Genomic DNA, 15,160 nt, shown 5'->3' on the forward strand with positions numbered 1-15,160 from the left:
ATGGCAACGCTCGAACTTCGCAATGTAAACAAGACCTATGGTGCCGGCCTGCCGGACACCCTGAAGAACATCGAGTTGTCGATCAAGGACGGTGAGTTCCTGATCCTCGTCGGCCCTTCGGGCTGCGGCAAGTCGACGCTGATGAACTGCATCGCCGGTCTCGAGACCATCACCGGTGGCGCGATCATGATCGGTGACCAGGATGTCAGCGGCATGAGCCCGAAGGATCGCGACATCGCCATGGTGTTCCAGTCCTACGCGCTGTACCCGACCATGAGCGTGCGCGAGAACATCGAATTCGGTCTGAAAATCCGCAAGATGAGCCAGTCCGCCATCGACGAAGAAGTCACCCGCGTGGCCAAGCTGTTGCAGATCGAGCACCTGCTCAACCGCAAGCCTGGCGAACTCTCCGGCGGCCAGCAACAGCGCGTGGCCATGGGCCGGGCACTGGCGCGGCGGCCGAAGATCTACCTGTTCGACGAACCGCTGTCCAACCTCGACGCCAAGCTGCGGGTCGAGATGCGCACCGAAATGAAACTGATGCACCAGCGCTTGAAGACCACCACGGTGTACGTGACCCACGACCAGATCGAAGCCATGACCCTGGGCGACAAAGTGGCGGTGATGAAGGACGGGATCATCCAGCAGTTCGGCACGCCGAAAGAGATCTACAACAACCCGGCCAACCTGTTCGTGGCGAGCTTCATCGGTTCGCCGCCGATGAACTTCATCCCTCTGCGCCTGCAACGCAAGGACGGTCGCCTGCTGGCGCTGCTCGACAGCGGCCAGGCCCGCTGCGAGCTGCCAATGGGCATGCAGGACGCTGGCCTGGAAGACCGCGAAGTGATCCTTGGCCTGCGCCCGGAACAGATTGCGCTGGCGGGCAACGAGGCCAATGGTTTGCCGACCATTCGCGCCGAGGTCCAGGTTACCGAGCCCACCGGTCCGGACACCTTGGTGTTCGTCAACCTCAATGACACCAAGGTCTGCTGCCGCCTGGCGCCGGACGTGGCACCACAGCCGGGGGAAACCCTGACGCTGCAATTCGATCCGTCGAAAGTGCTGCTGTTCGACGCCAAGTCCGGCGAGCGCCTGGGTGTGGCAGGCCAGCCGCAAGTCGACGCCCGGAGCGCCAACGTGGCGCAATTCAAGGGTCGATGAAGAACGAATGTGGGAGCGAGCTTGCTCGCGATGGCGGAGTGTCAGTCGCACAAGTCCGCCCCCAGAAAAAAGGAGTATGCGGTGGATGGGGACATCCATCGCAATCGTTGTAAACCGCGTTAGATAAAAACAGTTAATAACAATAAAGACGAGGATGTAGGGATGAAGAAGAAAAACAATGCCCAGCTTATCTGCCAGTTGTCAGCCGTTGCGGCGATGATGCTGGCCGGTAGTGCACACGCGGCCGACGCGTTCAGCGCCGACTCGCAGTGGATGACGGGTGACTGGGGTGGCGAACGGACCAAGCTGATCGAGCAAGGTATCGACATCAAGGCTGACTACGTCGGCGAAATGGGCGCCAACCTGCATGGCGGCTACAACAACGACAAGACGGCGCGTTACTCCGACCAGTTTGGTCTGGGCGTGGCGTTGGACCTGGAAAAGCTGTGGGGCTGGGATAACACCCAGGCCAAGATCCAACTCACCAATCGTAATGGCGAGAACATCTCCAACGACCGTGTCGGCGACCCGCGTGCCGGCACCTTGAGTTCTTCCCAGGAAGTCTACGGTCGTGGCCACATGGTCCGTCTGACCCAATTGTGGATCAAGCACCAGTTCCTCGACGGCAAACTGGACGTCAAGGCCGGTTACTTCGGTGAAGGCGAAGACTTCAACACCTTCCCTTGCGAGTTCCAGAACCTGGCCTTCTGTGGCTCCCAGGCGGGTAACTGGGCGACCGGCATCTGGTACAACTGGCCGGTCATGCAGGCCGCGCTTCGCGTGAAGTACAACATCACGCCTGAGTTCTATGCGCAGATCGGTGCATACAACCAGAACCCGTCGCAACTGGAGCACGGCAACGGCTTCAAGCTCAGCGGCAGTGGTACCAAGGGTACCGTCATCCCGGTCGAGCTGGTCTGGTCGCCGAAGGTCAATAGCCTGCCGGGCGAATACCGTGTCGGTTACTACAAGAGCACGGCCGATGCCAATGACGTCCGTGAAGATGACAACGGCGATGATGCCGCGACCACCGGTAATGCCTATCGCAGCCACAACAGCAAGCACGGTTACTGGTTCGTCGCGCAGCAGCAACTCACCACCCACAACGGTGATGCTTCGCGCGGTCTGAACATTGCGGCGAACGCCACTTTCCATGACAAGGACACCAACTTCGTCGACAACTACCAGTCGTTGATGTTCGTGTACAAGGGGCCGTTCGATGCACGTCCTAAAGATGACATCGGCATCGGTTTTTCCCGTATCCATGTCAACGATGACGTGAAGAAAAACGCTGAGCTGACCAACGCTGCCAATGGCGTCACCGACTACAACGATCCACTGTTCGCGCCGCTGCGTACCACTGAGTACAACTACGAGCTCAACTATGGTGTTCACGTGACCAACTGGCTGACCGTACGTCCCAACCTGCAATACATCACTCACCCAGGCGGTGTGGATGAAGTCGACAACGCGCTGGTGGCCGGCCTGAAAATTCAGTCGGTGTTCTAACGCTGTTGCGATAAGCTCCCCTCTATGTGCGCATATTTGCGGATGGCCAAGGCTGTCCGCTTTTTTTGGGGTGTGGGAGCAAGGCTTGCCCGCGATGAAGATGACGCAGTCTTCCAGGGCACCGAGCCGCCTGCATCGCGAGCAAGCTTTGCTCCCGCAGGCCTGTGGGATAAATCCCCTCGCCACAAAACTGTCGCATCAATTGAGAGTTCCATGATTTCCAGGACCGCGGCCTATGCATGAGCATCCGCTACAACGCTTTTTCAGATCCTTGCGCGAGCGCCCGGTGTTTGCGTGGGAGCGCTATCGACAGCGCGATGTGCTGGTGATCGATCATCCGCTGTGCCAGGCGGTGTTCAGTCGCCAAGGTGCGCAGTTGCTGCACTTTCAGCCGCGCGGCCAGAAGCCCTGGCTATGGTGTGCAGCCAAGTGGCCGCATGTCGGCGCAATACGCGGTGGGGTGCCGGTGTGCTGGCCGTGGTATGGCCGCCATCCGAGCGAAAACGCCTGGCCGTCCCATGGTTGGGCGCGGTTGATCGATTGGAAGCTGCTCGACAGCCGCAGTGATGACGAAGGCGTGCACCTGCATTGGCAATTGCAGTTGTGCGATTGGCAGGTCGACCTGCATGCCGACCTGGGCGAACGCATGGAATTACGCTTGAGCACCGAGCATCAAGACAGCCTGCCGTGCCAGTTGAGCCAGGCCTTGCACGCCTACTGGCGTATCGGTGACATCGGTGAGGTAGCGCTGTCTGGGCTTGAAGGTGCGCAAGGTTACGATCAGCTCAGCCGTGAGACTTGCCAGCAGGAGGGCGAGTTGCGGCTCGAGGGCGGTTGTCAGCGGGTGTTCCAGCACGAAGGGGAATTGCAACTCAAAGACCATGCCTGGCAGCGCGAATTGCGCATCGATACCGGCGACAGTGCCGACACCGTGGTCTGGCATCCCGGCGCCCGGCCATTGCTGGGGGTGAGTTGGGATGAGGTCAGCGAGTTCGTCTGCGTCGAAGCCGCCAGTGGCGGCACCGACAGCTTGTGCCTGGCGCCGGGGGAGCGGGCGCATTTGAGTTTGCAGGCGTGGATGGGGGCTTAGTTCAGGATCTGGAGTGTTGCTGCTGGCCCCATCGCGAGCAAGCACGCTCCCACAATGGGATCTGGATAGACACAACATGTGTATCCAATGCAAAACCAATGTGGGAGCGAGCTTGCTCGCGATAGCGGTTTATCAGGCGACAAGATACCAAGGTCGAGTCAGTTGAACTCATCCCCCACCGGATACCGGCTGGCATTCAGGCTTTCCTTGATCTTGCGCAAATGCGGTTGGAAGTCCACGCCCCGGCGCAGGGTCATGCCGGTGGCGAGCACATCCAGCACAGTGAGCTGGATGATCCGCGAGGTCATCGGCATATAGATATCGGTGTCTTCGGGCAGTGGAATATTCAGGCTCAGGGTGCTGGCTTTGGCGAGCGGCGAGCCTTCGGCGGTCAGTCCCAGTACTGAAGCGCCGTTTTCTCGGGCGATGCGCGCCACTTCCACCAGCTCACGGGTACGGCCGGTGTAGGAAATGATCACGAACAGCTCGCCGGTATGGGCCACCGACGCGATCATGCGTTGCATCAGTACATCGGCGTGGGCCGTCACCGCGAGATTGAAACGGAAAAATTTATGCTGGGCATCCAGCGCCACCGGGGCCGAGGCACCGAGGCCGAAGAAGTGGATCTGTCGGGCCTGGATCAGCAAATCGACGGCGCGGCTGATCAGGTTGGGATCAAGGGCCTGGCAGGCGCTGTCCAACGAGGCAATGGCACTGCCAAAGATTTTCCGGGTGTAAGCTTCCGGATTGTCATCGGCCTCTACCGCACGGCTGACGTAAGCGGCGCCGCTGGCCAGGCTCTGGGCCAGTTGCAGCTTGAGTTCCGGGTAGCCGCTGACGCCGAATGAACGGCAGAAACGGTTGACCGTAGGCTCGCTGACCGACGCGGCCTGGGCGAGGGCAGCGATGCTGAAACGGGTAGCCTGCTGTGGGTTGAGCAGGATCACCTCGGCCACCTTGCGTTCGGCCTTGTTCAGGTCTTCAAGGCGACTCTGGATCTGCTCCAGTAAATTTCGCACGCGGTCCATACAAGATTCCTAGAAAGACGGGTCTTTGATACGACCCTTTGCGGTGGCCTATCCTACTGATGGCTCTGACGGACCACCACTCGGAATCGGAATTTTCGAAAAATGTTGTGGTTATTACTACATTTTTCCTTGAGTGATACCTTGAAAAAAGGTATTTGTAGCTTAACTTGATAAAAGAACAAACATCATGCCTTCGATTACGGTTGAACCGTGCACATTTGCCTTGTTCGGTGCGTTGGGCGATCTGGCCTTGCGCAAGCTTTTTCCTGCCCTTTATCAACTCGATGGCGCGGACCTGCTGCATGAGGATACGCGGATCATCGCCCTGGCCCGTGAACCCGGCAGCGCGCAGCAGCACCTGGCGTTCATCGCCGCTGAACTGCGCCGCTACGTGGGTGAGAAGGACCTGAACGAAGCCGTGGTCGAGCGCTTCCTGGCGCGCCTGACTTACCTGCACGTGGATTTCCTCAAGGCCGACGATTACGTCGCCCTGGCCGAACTGGCCGGTTCGGCGCAACAGGTCATTGCCTATTTTGCCACTCCAGCGGCGGTCTACGGCGCGATTTGCGAGAACCTGGCGAAGGTCGGCTTGAGCGAAAACACCCGGGTCGTGCTGGAAAAACCCATCGGTTCGGACCTGGAGTCCTCGCGCAAGGTCAACGACGCCGTGGCGCAGTTTTTCCCGGAAAACCGCACCTATCGCATCGACCACTACTTGGGCAAAGAGACGGTACAGAACCTGATCGCACTGCGGTTCGCCAACAGCCTGTTCGAAACCCAGTGGAACCAGAATTACATTTCCCACGTGGAAATCACCGTGGCCGAGAAAGTCGGCATCGAAGGCCGCTGGGGCTATTTCGACAAGGCCGGCCAGCTGCGGGACATGATCCAGAACCACTTGCTGCAGTTGCTGTGCCTGATCGCCATGGATCCGCCGGCCGACTTGTCCGCCGACAGCATTCGGGACGAGAAGGTCAAGGTGCTCAAGGCCCTGGCGCCGATCAGCCCGGAAGGCCTGACCACCCAGGTGGTGCGGGGCCAATACATCGCCGGCCACAGTGAAGGCAAGGCGGTACCGGGCTACCTCGAAGAGCCCAACTCCAATACCCAGAGCGACACCGAAACCTTCGTCGCCCTGCGCGCCGACATTCGCAACTGGCGTTGGGCCGGGGTGCCGTTTTACCTGCGTACCGGCAAGCGCATGCCGCAGAAGCTGTCGCAGATCGTCATTCACTTCAAGGAACCGTCCCACTACATCTTCGCCCCAGAGCAGCGCCTGCAGATCAGCAACAAGCTGATCATCCGCCTGCAACCGGACGAAGGGATTTCCCTGCGGGTGATGACCAAGGAGCAAGGCCTGGACAAGGGCATGCAATTGCGCAGCGGTCCGTTGCAACTCAACTTTTCCGACACCTATCGCAGCGCACGGATCCCCGATGCCTACGAGCGGTTGTTGCTGGAAGTCATGAACGGCAATCAGAACCTGTTTGTCCGTAAAGATGAAATTGAAGCCGCGTGGACGTGGTGTGACCAGTTGATCGCCGGGTGGAAGAAGTCCGGCGATGCGCCCAAGCCGTATGCGGCCGGGTCCTGGGGGCCGATGAGCTCTATTGCACTGATCACGCGGGATGGGAGGTCATGGTATGGCGATATCTGAATTGAAACTGCCACAGGGCGTCAGCGCCCTGGAATTCAAAAGCCCAGTGCTGCTGGCTGAAGGCTTGGCGTTGAAAGTGGCCGAGCAACTGCGTGCTGCGCTCGATGCGCGTGGCACGGCTGTCCTGGTGGTGTCCGGCGGGCGTAGCCCAGTGGCGTTCTTCCAGAGCCTGGCAAAACAGGCGCTGGACTGGTCGAAAGTGGTGGTGAGCCTGGCCGACGAACGCTGGGTGCCGGTCGAACATGCCGACAGCAACGCCGGCCTGCTCAAGCGCTATCTACTGCAAGGTGCAGCAGCCAAGGCTCAATTCCTCAGCCTTTACAGCGCCAGCGCCAACCTGGATGCGGCGGCCGAACAGGCTGATCGCTTGCTGGCCGAGCTGCCGCCAATCGACGTATTGGTATTGGGCATGGGCGATGACGGGCACACCGCCTCGCTGTTCCCCGACAGCCCGAACCTCGCCCAAGCCCTGGATGCCAACGGTGCTCGCCGTTGCTGGCCGATGCTGGCGCCGACCGTGCCGCACCAGCGCTTGACCATGAGCCGCGCCTTGCTGGCTTCGGCGCAACACAAAGTGCTGTCGATTTCCGGTCAGTCGAAATTGACCACTCTGAACGCTGCGGTGGCGGGTGACGATGTCGCCGAAATGCCGATCCGCGCGTTTTTGCAACCCACGCTAGAGATTTACTGGTGCCCATGAACCAAGGATCAGCCGCTATGACAAACCCATCCCCGACCGTTTCCATGGCGGACAAAGTTACCCTGATCGACAGCCTCTGCGCCAAGGCGCGGATCCTGCCGGTGATCACCATCGCCCGCGAACAGGACATCCTGCCGCTGGCCGATGCCCTGGCTGCCGGTGGCCTGACGGCGCTGGAAGTGACCTTGCGTTCCCAGTATGGCCTCAAGGCTATCCAGGTCCTGCGCGAGCAGCGTCCTGAACTGGTGACCGGTGCTGGCACCGTACTCGACCGCCACATGCTGGCCGCCGCTGAAGCCGCGGGTTCGCAGTTCATCGTCACCCCAGGCATCACCCGTGACCTGCTCGAGGCCAGCGTTGGCAGCCCGATCCCATTGCTGCCGGGCATCAGCAACGCCTCCGGCATCATGGAAGGCTACGGCCTGGGCTATCGCCGCTTCAAATTGTTCCCGGCGGAAGTCAGTGGCGGCGTCGCGGCTATCAAGGCCCTGGGCGGCCCATTCGGTGAAGTGAAATTCTGCCCGACCGGCGGCGTGAGCCCGGCCAACATCAAGAGCTACATGGCGTTGAAAAACGTGATGTGCGTGGGCGGCAGCTGGATGCTTGATCCGGAGTGGATCAAGAACGGCGACTGGGGCCGCATCCAGGAATGCACCGCCGAGGCACTGGCGCTGCTGGACTGATTGCTTTACCGAAACCTCGTTGGGTGTTCTACGGCTTTACGGTGCGCTTGGTCGGCGCGCCGTTTTTTTTTGCCCCGGGTTTTAGTCCGAACACTGGACCTAATTATGTTCGGCTCAAGGCGATCAGTGCTTCGGTCAACCGCTCAATATCGCTCGCCAGGGTGGTCAGCCCCGGTGTAATGCGAATGCATGGCCCGACACTCGTATGGCGCACCACGGTGAAGATCCCATAGTCATCGAGCAATCGATCGGCCATCGCCTGCTGGTCGGTATGGGCGGTGAAGCGCATTGACGTGATGCCGCAGTACAGGTTCGGATCGTCCGGGGTCATGACTTCGATACCCGGCACTTCACGCACAGTGCTCACCCACAGGTCCCGCAGATAGTTGAGTCGCGCGCCCTTGGCCGAAGCGCCGCCCAGGGCATAGTGTTCCTCGAACACCAGCGGCAGTGTCAGTAAGGCCGGGATGTTTGGCGTGCTGTGGGGCGTGCGCGAGCGGATATCGGTGGCGGGATAATGCCCTTCGTCCATGTCCGGGTCGATGTCGGCCAGCCGCTGCGGATCTATGTACAAGAACCCGAGGGCCAGAGGCCCGCCGATCCACTTCTGTAGGTTGAACCCCGCGAACTGGATGCCGAGTTTTTTCAGGTCGAAGTCGATCTGGCCCAGGGCATGGGCGCCGTCGAGAATGATATCGACGTCAAACTCATCAGCGGTCTCGGCAATGGCCTGGACCGGCATCACCAGCCCAGTGAGGTGGTTGACGTAGGTCAGCGCCATCAGCTTCACGCGAGGGTGGCGAATGAACGCGTTGCGGTAGCTGCCCACCAGGCTTTCAAGGCTGGCGGGGTGCGAGTGGACCAGTTCGATCACCTCTGCACCACGCTGTCGAGCCAGCCAGCGCATCGCGCTTTTGACCGACGCGTATTCCAAATCACAGATCAGCACCTGATCGCCCGGCTTGAGCTTGTTGTAGTTGCGAATCAGCGATTGCAGGGCGTCCACCGCACTGGTGGCCATCGCCACGCTGTTGGGGGGAACGCGGACCAGCTGCGCCACTTGGCGGCGAATCGCATCGTCATGTTCCCGGTCGAAATGCTGGCGTACGTACACCGAGTTGCTGCGGTTGATGAATGCGATATTGCGCTGGTATTCCTCGACCACGGTCCGTGACATACGGCCGAAATAGCCGTTTTCCAGATTGAGCGGTCCCTCGGTGTCGACCTCATAGCGGCCGGCGTAGGTCTGCCAGAAAGCTTCATCGTGGGCGCGCAGGGTGTTTTCGGGCATGGACGCAGGCTCAATCAATTAGTGGCGAGGCTTGGGTTTGCCGTGTTTGGCGCGCAAAGGGTCGAGCAGATCCGACAGGCCGTTATGGTCGATTTCCTGCATAAGTGCCAGCAGACCGCCCAGTTCTCCGTGGGGAAAGCCTTCGCGGGCGAACCAGTTCAGGTATTGGCCGGGGAGGTCGGCGAGGATTCGCCCCTTGTATTTACCAAAGGGCATCTGGCGCGTGACCAGCAGTTCGAGCTTTTCCGGGTTCATGGCAATCGTCTTGATTCAAACAGCTTGGAAAATACAGGCATTCTGCATGCAGGCCAAATGACAGATCATGCAAATAACGCGGATACAGTTTTTATATGTTTTTGTAACTTATTGATTTTTAATGATTTTGTTTTTTGGTTGGGGCTGGCACGGCCGATGCAATATTCCTTGCAGGTTTTTTATTCACCAAGCAAAGGAATTGAAAAATGACCGACATCAATAAAGAATCCATCTCCGTCCTGAACGACCTGATCGAGACCAGCAAAGATGGCCAGGAAGGTTTCAAGACTTGCGCTGAAGACATCAAGCACCCTGAGCTCAAGACTCTGTTCGTCCAGCGCGCCGCTGATTGCGCCGCTGCCGCAACCGAACTGCAAGCGGCCGTTCGCGCGCTGGGTGGTGATCCGGAAACTTCTACCAGCGTAGCCGGTGACCTGCACCGCCGTTGGGTGGACGTGAAAGCCATGTTCACCGGCAAGGGCGAAGAAGCGGTGCTCAACGAAGCCGAGCGCGGTGAAGACCATGCGCTGAAGGCCTACAAGGAAGCCCTGGAGAAGATCAACAAGCACAACCTGGTGGGCATTCGTGACCTGGTAGAGCGTCAGTACCATGGCGTGCAACGCAACCATGACCAGGTCAAGGCGCTGCGCAACCAGGCGCGCAAAGCCAGTTAAACAACGGGTCCGGATGCAAAAAAACGCCAGCTTGCCTGGCGTTTTTTTGTGGGAGGCAAATCAGATTGAAGTTGAGCACTGCTGTGGCGAGGGGATAAATCCCGTTGCCACAACAGTGTGTTGTGAAATCCATCAAAAATCACCTCTGGACTCAGTTAGGTAGCTAGCTAATAATTGCGTCCGTTCATCCGTCTTTATTGCATCTATCGTTACAGCGTCTCCATAAGAGTTTCTCGCGTGCCCATAACCTTCCAGGCCTTGTTCGCCCCCGACCGCCTCGCTGTGCAGTTCGCCATCAAGACCGTGCTTGGCGGCGGACTGGCGCTGTGGCTGGCGTTGCGCTGGGGGCTGGAGCAGCCGTCATGGGCGCTGATGACGGCGTTCATCGTGGCCCAGCCGCTGTCCGGGATGGTGGTGCAGAAGGGGCTGGCGCGCCTGCTAGGTACGTTGGTGGGTACGGTCATGTCGGTGGTGTTCATGGGCCTGTTCGCCCAGGCGCCCTGGTTGTTCCTGCTGGCGCTGGCGCTGTGGCTGGGCCTGTGCACGGCCTGTTCCACACTGTTGCGCAGCGCCTGGTCCTACTCATTTGTGCTGGCCGGCTACACGGTGGCGATCATCGCATTACCGGCTATTTCTCATCCGCTGGGGGTGTTCGATCAGGCCGTGGCGCGTTGTACTGAGATCAGCCTGGGGATTGTCTGTGCCACGGCTGCCAGCGCCTTGCTCTGGCCGTTGCGGGTCGAGCGGCAATTGGCCGGTCAGGCCCGTGCCGCCTGGCAGAGCGGCATGCAGGCAGCCCGTGCCACCCTGGCTGGCGACGCCCAGGCCCGTAAAGGGCTGTTGGAAATCCTTGGCAAGATCGTCGCGGTGGATGCCCAGCGTGAACATGCCTGGTTCGAAGGCAGCCTTGGCCGGCAGCGGGCCCGCGCCATCAGTGGCTTGAGCCAGAAATTGCTGATGCTGCTGCGCATTTCCCGCTCGGTGCGTCGGCAGTGGAAACAGCTCGCCCCCGAAGAGGCCGAGGCCCTTCAGCCGTGGATGAACGAGGTGCAGCAAGCCCTCGACGCCGACAGCACGACCCTGCAAGCCTTGCGCCCGCGGGTATGGGATGCATCTCACGATCCCCTGATCAGCTCGGCGCAAAGTTATTGCCTGGCCCGTTTCGCTTTATTGCTCGATACCGCCCTGGCCGCCTGCGCTGCGCTGACGGCTGTGCAAGAGGGTACAGAGGCGGCGGACCCTCCACGTACCTTGACGCCTCACCGTGATCTGTCCCTGGCCATGGTGTTCGGTGCCCGCAGCGCCTTGGCGTTCCTGGCGGTCGCCTGTTTCTGGCTGGCGACTGCCTGGCCCGCCGCCTCGGGCGCATTGGTGCTTACCTGCGTGGTGTGCAGCCTGTTTGCCAGTCGCGAAAACGGTGCGCAGATTGGCATGAGCTTCCTGCGCGGCATTCTCTTGGCGGTGCCGACGGCGTTTGTGATCGGTGAGATCGTGCTGCCGCAGTGGAGCAGCTTCGCGATGCTCTGCATGGCCATGGGCGTGCCATTGTTTTTCGGGGCACTGGGCATGGCCAAGCCACAGATATTCGCCACGGCCACGTCGTTCTGCCTGCATTTTGTCGTGCTGATCTCGCCGCTCAATGCCATGAAGTACGACGTCGCGGCATTCTTCAATAATGCCCAGGCGATGATGATCGGTGTCGGTTCGGCGGTGCTGGCGTTCAATCTGCTGATTCTGCGCGATCCGGCTTGGCACAGTCGTCGTTTGCTGGCCGCGACCCTCGACGACCTGGTGCGGCTGACCCACCGCAATCTGCGCGGGGCCGAGAGCTGGTTTGGCGGGCGCATGGCTGACCGGTTGTTGCAACTGGCACGACACTATCCCGAGCTGCCGGTACCGGCTCGCAGCCGTTGGGACGACGGATTGTTAGGCCTGGACGTTGGCGACGAGCTACTGCATTTACGTCTGAGCCTGGCTGTCGCCCAATTGCCCGATAGCCAGGCTCAACGCCGCTATTTCGAAGCGCTGCAGCAGGTGCTCGAGCAAGGCCCGGTCGGTAGCCAGGCTGATGCACTGGCCCCAGCGAGCACTGAATTTTTGCAGGTGTTGTCGGCGCAGCCGCCCGGTGATGCATTGAAACTGGCCCAAGGCGCGGTGTTGCAATTGCAAAACAGCTGGCACGCCTGGTGTCGCCAGCATGAACCTGAACGACAGGAGCACAGCCATGGGCTTGCGTGAGTGGTCGATCGGCGGGGTGTTGCTCAGCCCGTTCCTGATTTACGTGGTGCTGGCGTTGCTGGTGACCGGTGCGCTGCGCCTGTTGCTCAGCCTTGTGCCGGCCGGGCGCTGGATCTGGCATGAAGCGTTGTTCGACTGCGCCCTGTATGTCTGTGTCCTGACTGTTATTACCGTGGTCCTCGGGCCGCTATAGGAGTTGAACATGCGTACCTCCGTACGTGTCGCCATTACGCTGGGCGTGGTGGCTGTGGCGATCTTCGCCGGGTTTCATTTGTGGCAGTACTACATGCTCACGCCCTGGACCCGCGATGCGCGAATCCGCGCCGATGTGGTGGTGATCGCACCCGACGTCTCGGGTTGGGTGCGCGAGCTCAAGGCTGTGGATAACCAGGCGGTCAAGGCTGGCGACTTATTGCTCAGCATCGACCGCGAGCGTTTCGAGGCCGCGCTGGAGAAAGCCCGGGCGGTGGTCCAGACCCGTCAGCAGCAATTGAGCCTGCGTGAACATGAAGCGAGTCGCCGCGCCGCCCTGGGGCCCCAGGCCATCAGTGCCGAGCTACGGGAAAACGCGCAGATCAACGCCGGTATTGCCCGGGGCGAATTGCGTGAGGCCCAGGCCGAGGCCAAGGTCGCCGAGCTCAACCTGGCTCGCAGCCAGGTCCTGGCTCCACGCAGCGGTCACATCACCAACCTGCGCCTGGCCGAAGGCAACTACGTGAATGCCGGGCAGCCAGTCATGGCGCTGATCGACGATTCGACGTTTTATGTGCAGGCCTATTTCGAAGAAACCAAGCTTGCGAGGATTCGCGTGGGCGACCCGGTCAAAGTCTGGCTGATGAGCGCCGACCATGCACTGGAAGGCCACGTCGAAAGCATCAGCCGCGGTATCACCGACCGTAATACCAACCCAGATGCGCAATTACTGGCAGAGGTCGAGCCGACCTTCAACTGGGTGCGCCTGGCCCAGCGGATTCCGGTGCGAATCAAACTGGACGGGGTGCCGCAAGGAGTGAGCCTGAGTGCGGGGATGACGGCGAGTGTTCAGGTGCGTGAAGACCTGTAGGCGCTGCCGAGGGCTGCGATCTTTTGATTGTCGATCGTTCCCACGCTCTGCGTGGGAATGTCGCCAGGGACACTCCGCGTTCCGCTCTTGGAAGGTGACGCAGAGCGTCACAGGATGCATTCCCACGCAGAGCGTGGGAACGATCTTCAGCCGACAGTAATCGCCGGCAACGTCGGCAAGGTCACGGTCTGTTGCTTGCGCGGCGCAAGGATTTCCGCCTCGCCATCCACCACCAACTCATCGCGCTGGTTGAACACACGCGTGGCGATACGCACACGAAACTTCGGCAGTTTTTCCAGGATCTCCAGGCGCACGGTCAGGGTGTCGCCAATTTTCACCGGTTTCTGGAAGCTCATCTGCTGGCCGATGTAGATGGTTCCTGGCCCAGGCAACTCGCAGGCCACTGCCGCGCTGATCAGCGCACCGCTGAACATACCGTGGGCAATACGCTCCTTGAACATGCTCGCCGCCGCGAATTCGGCGTCCAGGTGCACCGGGTTGTGGTCGCCCGACATGGCGGCGAACAGCTGGATATCGCGCTCTTCGACGGTTTTGCTGTAGCTGGCGGTCTGGCCGACTTCGAGGGCTTCGTAAGGAATGTTGGTAACCTGGGTCATCTGTCTCAAATCCTGTGAGGATAAAGGAAAACGCTGAAAATCTACTCGCTGCGCGGCGGCCGCTTGTGGCTCAGGGCCTGGGCAATCCAGGCGAGTACGTCGGCCGTCACTTCGTCGCGGTTGGTCTCATTGAACAGTTCGTGCCGGGCCTGCGGATAAATCGTCAATTGCAGGTACCGGCTGCCGGCCTCGCGCAGGGCGTCGGCCAGATCCTTCAGACGCTCGCCTTCGCTCACCGGATCACATTCGCCGCCGATTACCAGCAGCGGCAGGCCTGGATCGATCTGGGCGAGATTGGACGCTTTGCTGATTTGCTGCAAGCCGCCGAGCAGGTCGATCCACAACTGATTGGTGCAGCGAAAGCCGCACAGCGGGTCGCGGACATATTTGTCGACTTCGTCCGGGTCACGGCTGAGCCAGTCGAAGGCGGTACGTGTCGGTTTGAATTTTTTGTTGAAACTGCCGAACGACAGCCACTCGATCAAGGCGCTGCGCCCCGTGGCACCCTGGCGCCAGCGTTCGAAGCGGGCGATCAGGCGAGCAGCGCGATAAAGCGCCACCGGCTGGAAATTGGAACCACTGAGAATCGCCCCATGCAGGCTGGCACTGTGGTGAAGCAGGTAACCCTGGGCGATGTAGCTGCCCATGCTATGACCCAGCAACACGATGGGTATTTCGGGATGTTGCTGGCCGATGTGCTGGTTAAGATTGGCCAGATCGCCCACCACTTTGGTCCAGCCGTCTTCGTCCGCAAAGTGGCCGAGAATCGCTTTTTCACCGGTTTTGCCGTGGCCGCGCAAGTCTGGGGCATAGACGCCGTAGCCTTCAGCGCACAGGGCCTGGGCCAGGCGCCCATAGCGCCCGCTGTGTTCGGCCATACCGTGGGCCAGCATGATCAGCGCTTCAGGCTCGGTTTCGGGCAACCACTGATTGACGAACAGGTGGCTGTGGTCGGTCGCGGTCAGCATGAACGTTTGGTGGATCATGTCGATTCCTTTACCCAGGAGCATCACAGAGGCGTGCGCAGTGTTGCTGCATTGTATAGCCCATCCGTTGCGTCTCGTCTGATCAGGCTACGCCGAGGCAGGAAGATTCACACAATCTATGACGCAGGTCGCCATATTTGCCTGATGGGCCATAGCTGCTAGTGTCCCAAGAGCTCCGCCTCTGCAAGTGACACAGAAGCGGCCCGGA

The 15,160-nt window shown here is 60.3% G+C and carries 15 protein-coding genes; 10 read left to right on the forward strand and 5 right to left on the reverse strand.

Annotated features, from left to right (window positions below; all coding sequences use genetic code 11):
* The 3 genes from ugpC (at position 1) to J9870_RS06515 (ending at position 3,760) form a co-directional block, all read left to right on the forward strand.
* Positions 1–1,161: a sn-glycerol-3-phosphate ABC transporter ATP-binding protein UgpC gene (gene ugpC, locus J9870_RS06505; RefSeq protein WP_210643182.1), complete on the forward strand. Its 1,161-nt coding sequence runs from the start codon at positions 1–3 to the stop codon at positions 1,159–1,161.
* A 162-nt stretch (positions 1,162–1,323) separates the two neighbouring features.
* A complete protein-coding gene (locus J9870_RS06510; RefSeq protein WP_210643183.1) occupies positions 1,324–2,670 on the forward strand; it encodes a carbohydrate porin in 1,347 nt (448 codons plus the stop codon).
* A 235-nt stretch (positions 2,671–2,905) separates the two neighbouring features.
* A complete protein-coding gene (locus J9870_RS06515) occupies positions 2,906–3,760 on the forward strand; it encodes a D-hexose-6-phosphate mutarotase (RefSeq protein WP_210643184.1) in 855 nt (284 codons plus the stop codon).
* Between the two features lie 158 nt (positions 3,761–3,918).
* On the opposite strand, the gene J9870_RS06520 is transcribed toward J9870_RS06515, so the two are convergent.
* The gene (locus J9870_RS06520; protein ID WP_171061416.1) at positions 3,919–4,779 is read right to left on the reverse strand and encodes a MurR/RpiR family transcriptional regulator; all 861 of its coding nucleotides are present in this window, start codon (positions 4,777–4,779) and stop codon (positions 3,919–3,921) included.
* A gap of 196 nt (positions 4,780–4,975) precedes the next feature.
* Between J9870_RS06520 and zwf the strand changes: the two genes are divergently transcribed.
* Genes zwf through J9870_RS06535 form a run of 3 tightly spaced genes read left to right on the forward strand, consistent with a single transcriptional unit; the run spans position 4,976 to position 7,828 of the window.
* Positions 4,976–6,445: a glucose-6-phosphate dehydrogenase gene (gene zwf / locus J9870_RS06525; RefSeq protein ID WP_210643185.1), complete on the forward strand. Its 1,470-nt coding sequence runs from the start codon at positions 4,976–4,978 to the stop codon at positions 6,443–6,445.
* Entirely contained in the window at positions 6,432–7,145 is a 714-nt protein-coding gene (pgl, locus tag J9870_RS06530; protein WP_210643186.1) for a 6-phosphogluconolactonase, read from the forward strand. Before zwf ends, pgl begins: the two co-directional genes overlap by 14 nt.
* 17 nt (positions 7,146–7,162) lie before the next feature.
* Entirely contained in the window at positions 7,163–7,828 is a 666-nt protein-coding gene (locus J9870_RS06535; RefSeq protein WP_210643187.1) for a bifunctional 4-hydroxy-2-oxoglutarate aldolase/2-dehydro-3-deoxy-phosphogluconate aldolase, read from the forward strand.
* Positions 7,829–7,931: 103 nt separating this feature from the next.
* Here the strand turns inward: J9870_RS06535 and J9870_RS06540 are convergent, their stop codons facing one another.
* Positions 7,932–9,119 carry an aminotransferase class V-fold PLP-dependent enzyme gene (locus tag J9870_RS06540; protein ID WP_210643188.1) on the reverse strand — a complete coding sequence of 396 codons (1,188 nt, stop codon included), beginning with the start codon at positions 9,117–9,119 and terminating at the stop codon, positions 7,932–7,934.
* 18 nt (positions 9,120–9,137) lie between these two features.
* The gene (locus J9870_RS06545) at positions 9,138–9,374 is read right to left on the reverse strand and encodes a DUF3820 family protein (RefSeq protein ID WP_025212254.1); all 237 of its coding nucleotides are present in this window, start codon (positions 9,372–9,374) and stop codon (positions 9,138–9,140) included.
* Positions 9,375–9,580: 206 nt separating this feature from the next.
* Between J9870_RS06545 and J9870_RS06550 the strand changes: the two genes are divergently transcribed.
* The 4 genes from J9870_RS06550 (at position 9,581) to J9870_RS06565 (ending at position 13,349) form a co-directional block, all read left to right on the forward strand.
* The gene (locus tag J9870_RS06550) at positions 9,581–10,048 is read left to right on the forward strand and encodes a PA2169 family four-helix-bundle protein (protein WP_210643189.1); all 468 of its coding nucleotides are present in this window, start codon (positions 9,581–9,583) and stop codon (positions 10,046–10,048) included.
* A 237-nt stretch (positions 10,049–10,285) separates the two neighbouring features.
* On the forward strand, positions 10,286–12,286 hold the full coding sequence (locus tag J9870_RS06555; protein ID WP_210643190.1) for an FUSC family protein: 2,001 nt from the start codon (positions 10,286–10,288) through the stop codon (positions 12,284–12,286).
* Positions 12,273–12,479 (forward strand): DUF1656 domain-containing protein, encoded by a 207-nt coding sequence (locus J9870_RS06560; RefSeq protein WP_003198565.1) that lies wholly within the window; start codon positions 12,273–12,275, stop codon positions 12,477–12,479. The genes J9870_RS06555 and J9870_RS06560 overlap by 14 nt, the downstream gene beginning before the upstream one ends.
* A gap of 9 nt (positions 12,480–12,488) precedes the next feature.
* The gene (locus J9870_RS06565) at positions 12,489–13,349 is read left to right on the forward strand and encodes an HlyD family secretion protein (RefSeq protein WP_210643191.1); all 861 of its coding nucleotides are present in this window, start codon (positions 12,489–12,491) and stop codon (positions 13,347–13,349) included.
* 146 nt (positions 13,350–13,495) lie between these two features.
* On the opposite strand, the gene J9870_RS06570 is transcribed toward J9870_RS06565, so the two are convergent.
* Entirely contained in the window at positions 13,496–13,966 is a 471-nt protein-coding gene (locus tag J9870_RS06570; protein ID WP_003184579.1) for a MaoC family dehydratase, read from the reverse strand.
* Positions 13,967–14,007: 41 nt separating this feature from the next.
* Complete coding sequence (locus tag J9870_RS06575) at positions 14,008–14,952, reverse strand: alpha/beta hydrolase (protein WP_210643192.1); 945 nt, start codon at positions 14,950–14,952, stop codon at positions 14,008–14,010.
* Positions 14,953–15,160 lie beyond the last annotated feature (208 nt).

The sequence above is a fragment of the Pseudomonas sp. Tri1 genome (assembly GCF_017968885.1).
Classification (GTDB): Bacteria; Pseudomonadota; Gammaproteobacteria; order Pseudomonadales; family Pseudomonadaceae; genus Aquipseudomonas.

What these genes read in the sequence shown, in the direction of transcription:
- ugpC (WP_210643182.1), top strand. Translation starts at nt 1, where the DNA reads ATGGCAACGCTCGAACTTCGCAATGTAAACAAGACCTATGGTGCCGGC.
- J9870_RS06510 (WP_210643183.1), top strand. Translation starts at nt 1,324, where the DNA reads ATGAAGAAGAAAAACAATGCCCAGCTTATCTGCCAGTTGTCAGCCGTT.
- J9870_RS06515 (WP_210643184.1), top strand. Translation starts at nt 2,906, where the DNA reads ATGCATGAGCATCCGCTACAACGCTTTTTCAGATCCTTGCGCGAGCGC.
- zwf (WP_210643185.1), top strand. Translation starts at nt 4,976, where the DNA reads ATGCCTTCGATTACGGTTGAACCGTGCACATTTGCCTTGTTCGGTGCG.
- pgl (WP_210643186.1), top strand. Translation starts at nt 6,432, where the DNA reads ATGGCGATATCTGAATTGAAACTGCCACAGGGCGTCAGCGCCCTGGAA.
- J9870_RS06535 (WP_210643187.1), top strand. Translation starts at nt 7,163, where the DNA reads ATGACAAACCCATCCCCGACCGTTTCCATGGCGGACAAAGTTACCCTG.
- J9870_RS06540 (WP_210643188.1), bottom strand. Translation starts at nt 9,119, where the DNA reads ATGCCCGAAAACACCCTGCGCGCCCACGATGAAGCTTTCTGGCAGACC.
- J9870_RS06545 (WP_025212254.1), bottom strand. Translation starts at nt 9,374, where the DNA reads ATGAACCCGGAAAAGCTCGAACTGCTGGTCACGCGCCAGATGCCCTTT.
- J9870_RS06550 (WP_210643189.1), top strand. Translation starts at nt 9,581, where the DNA reads ATGACCGACATCAATAAAGAATCCATCTCCGTCCTGAACGACCTGATC.
- J9870_RS06560 (WP_003198565.1), top strand. Translation starts at nt 12,273, where the DNA reads ATGGGCTTGCGTGAGTGGTCGATCGGCGGGGTGTTGCTCAGCCCGTTC.
- J9870_RS06565 (WP_210643191.1), top strand. Translation starts at nt 12,489, where the DNA reads ATGCGTACCTCCGTACGTGTCGCCATTACGCTGGGCGTGGTGGCTGTG.
- J9870_RS06570 (WP_003184579.1), bottom strand. Translation starts at nt 13,966, where the DNA reads ATGACCCAGGTTACCAACATTCCTTACGAAGCCCTCGAAGTCGGCCAG.
- J9870_RS06575 (WP_210643192.1), bottom strand. Translation starts at nt 14,952, where the DNA reads ATGATCCACCAAACGTTCATGCTGACCGCGACCGACCACAGCCACCTG.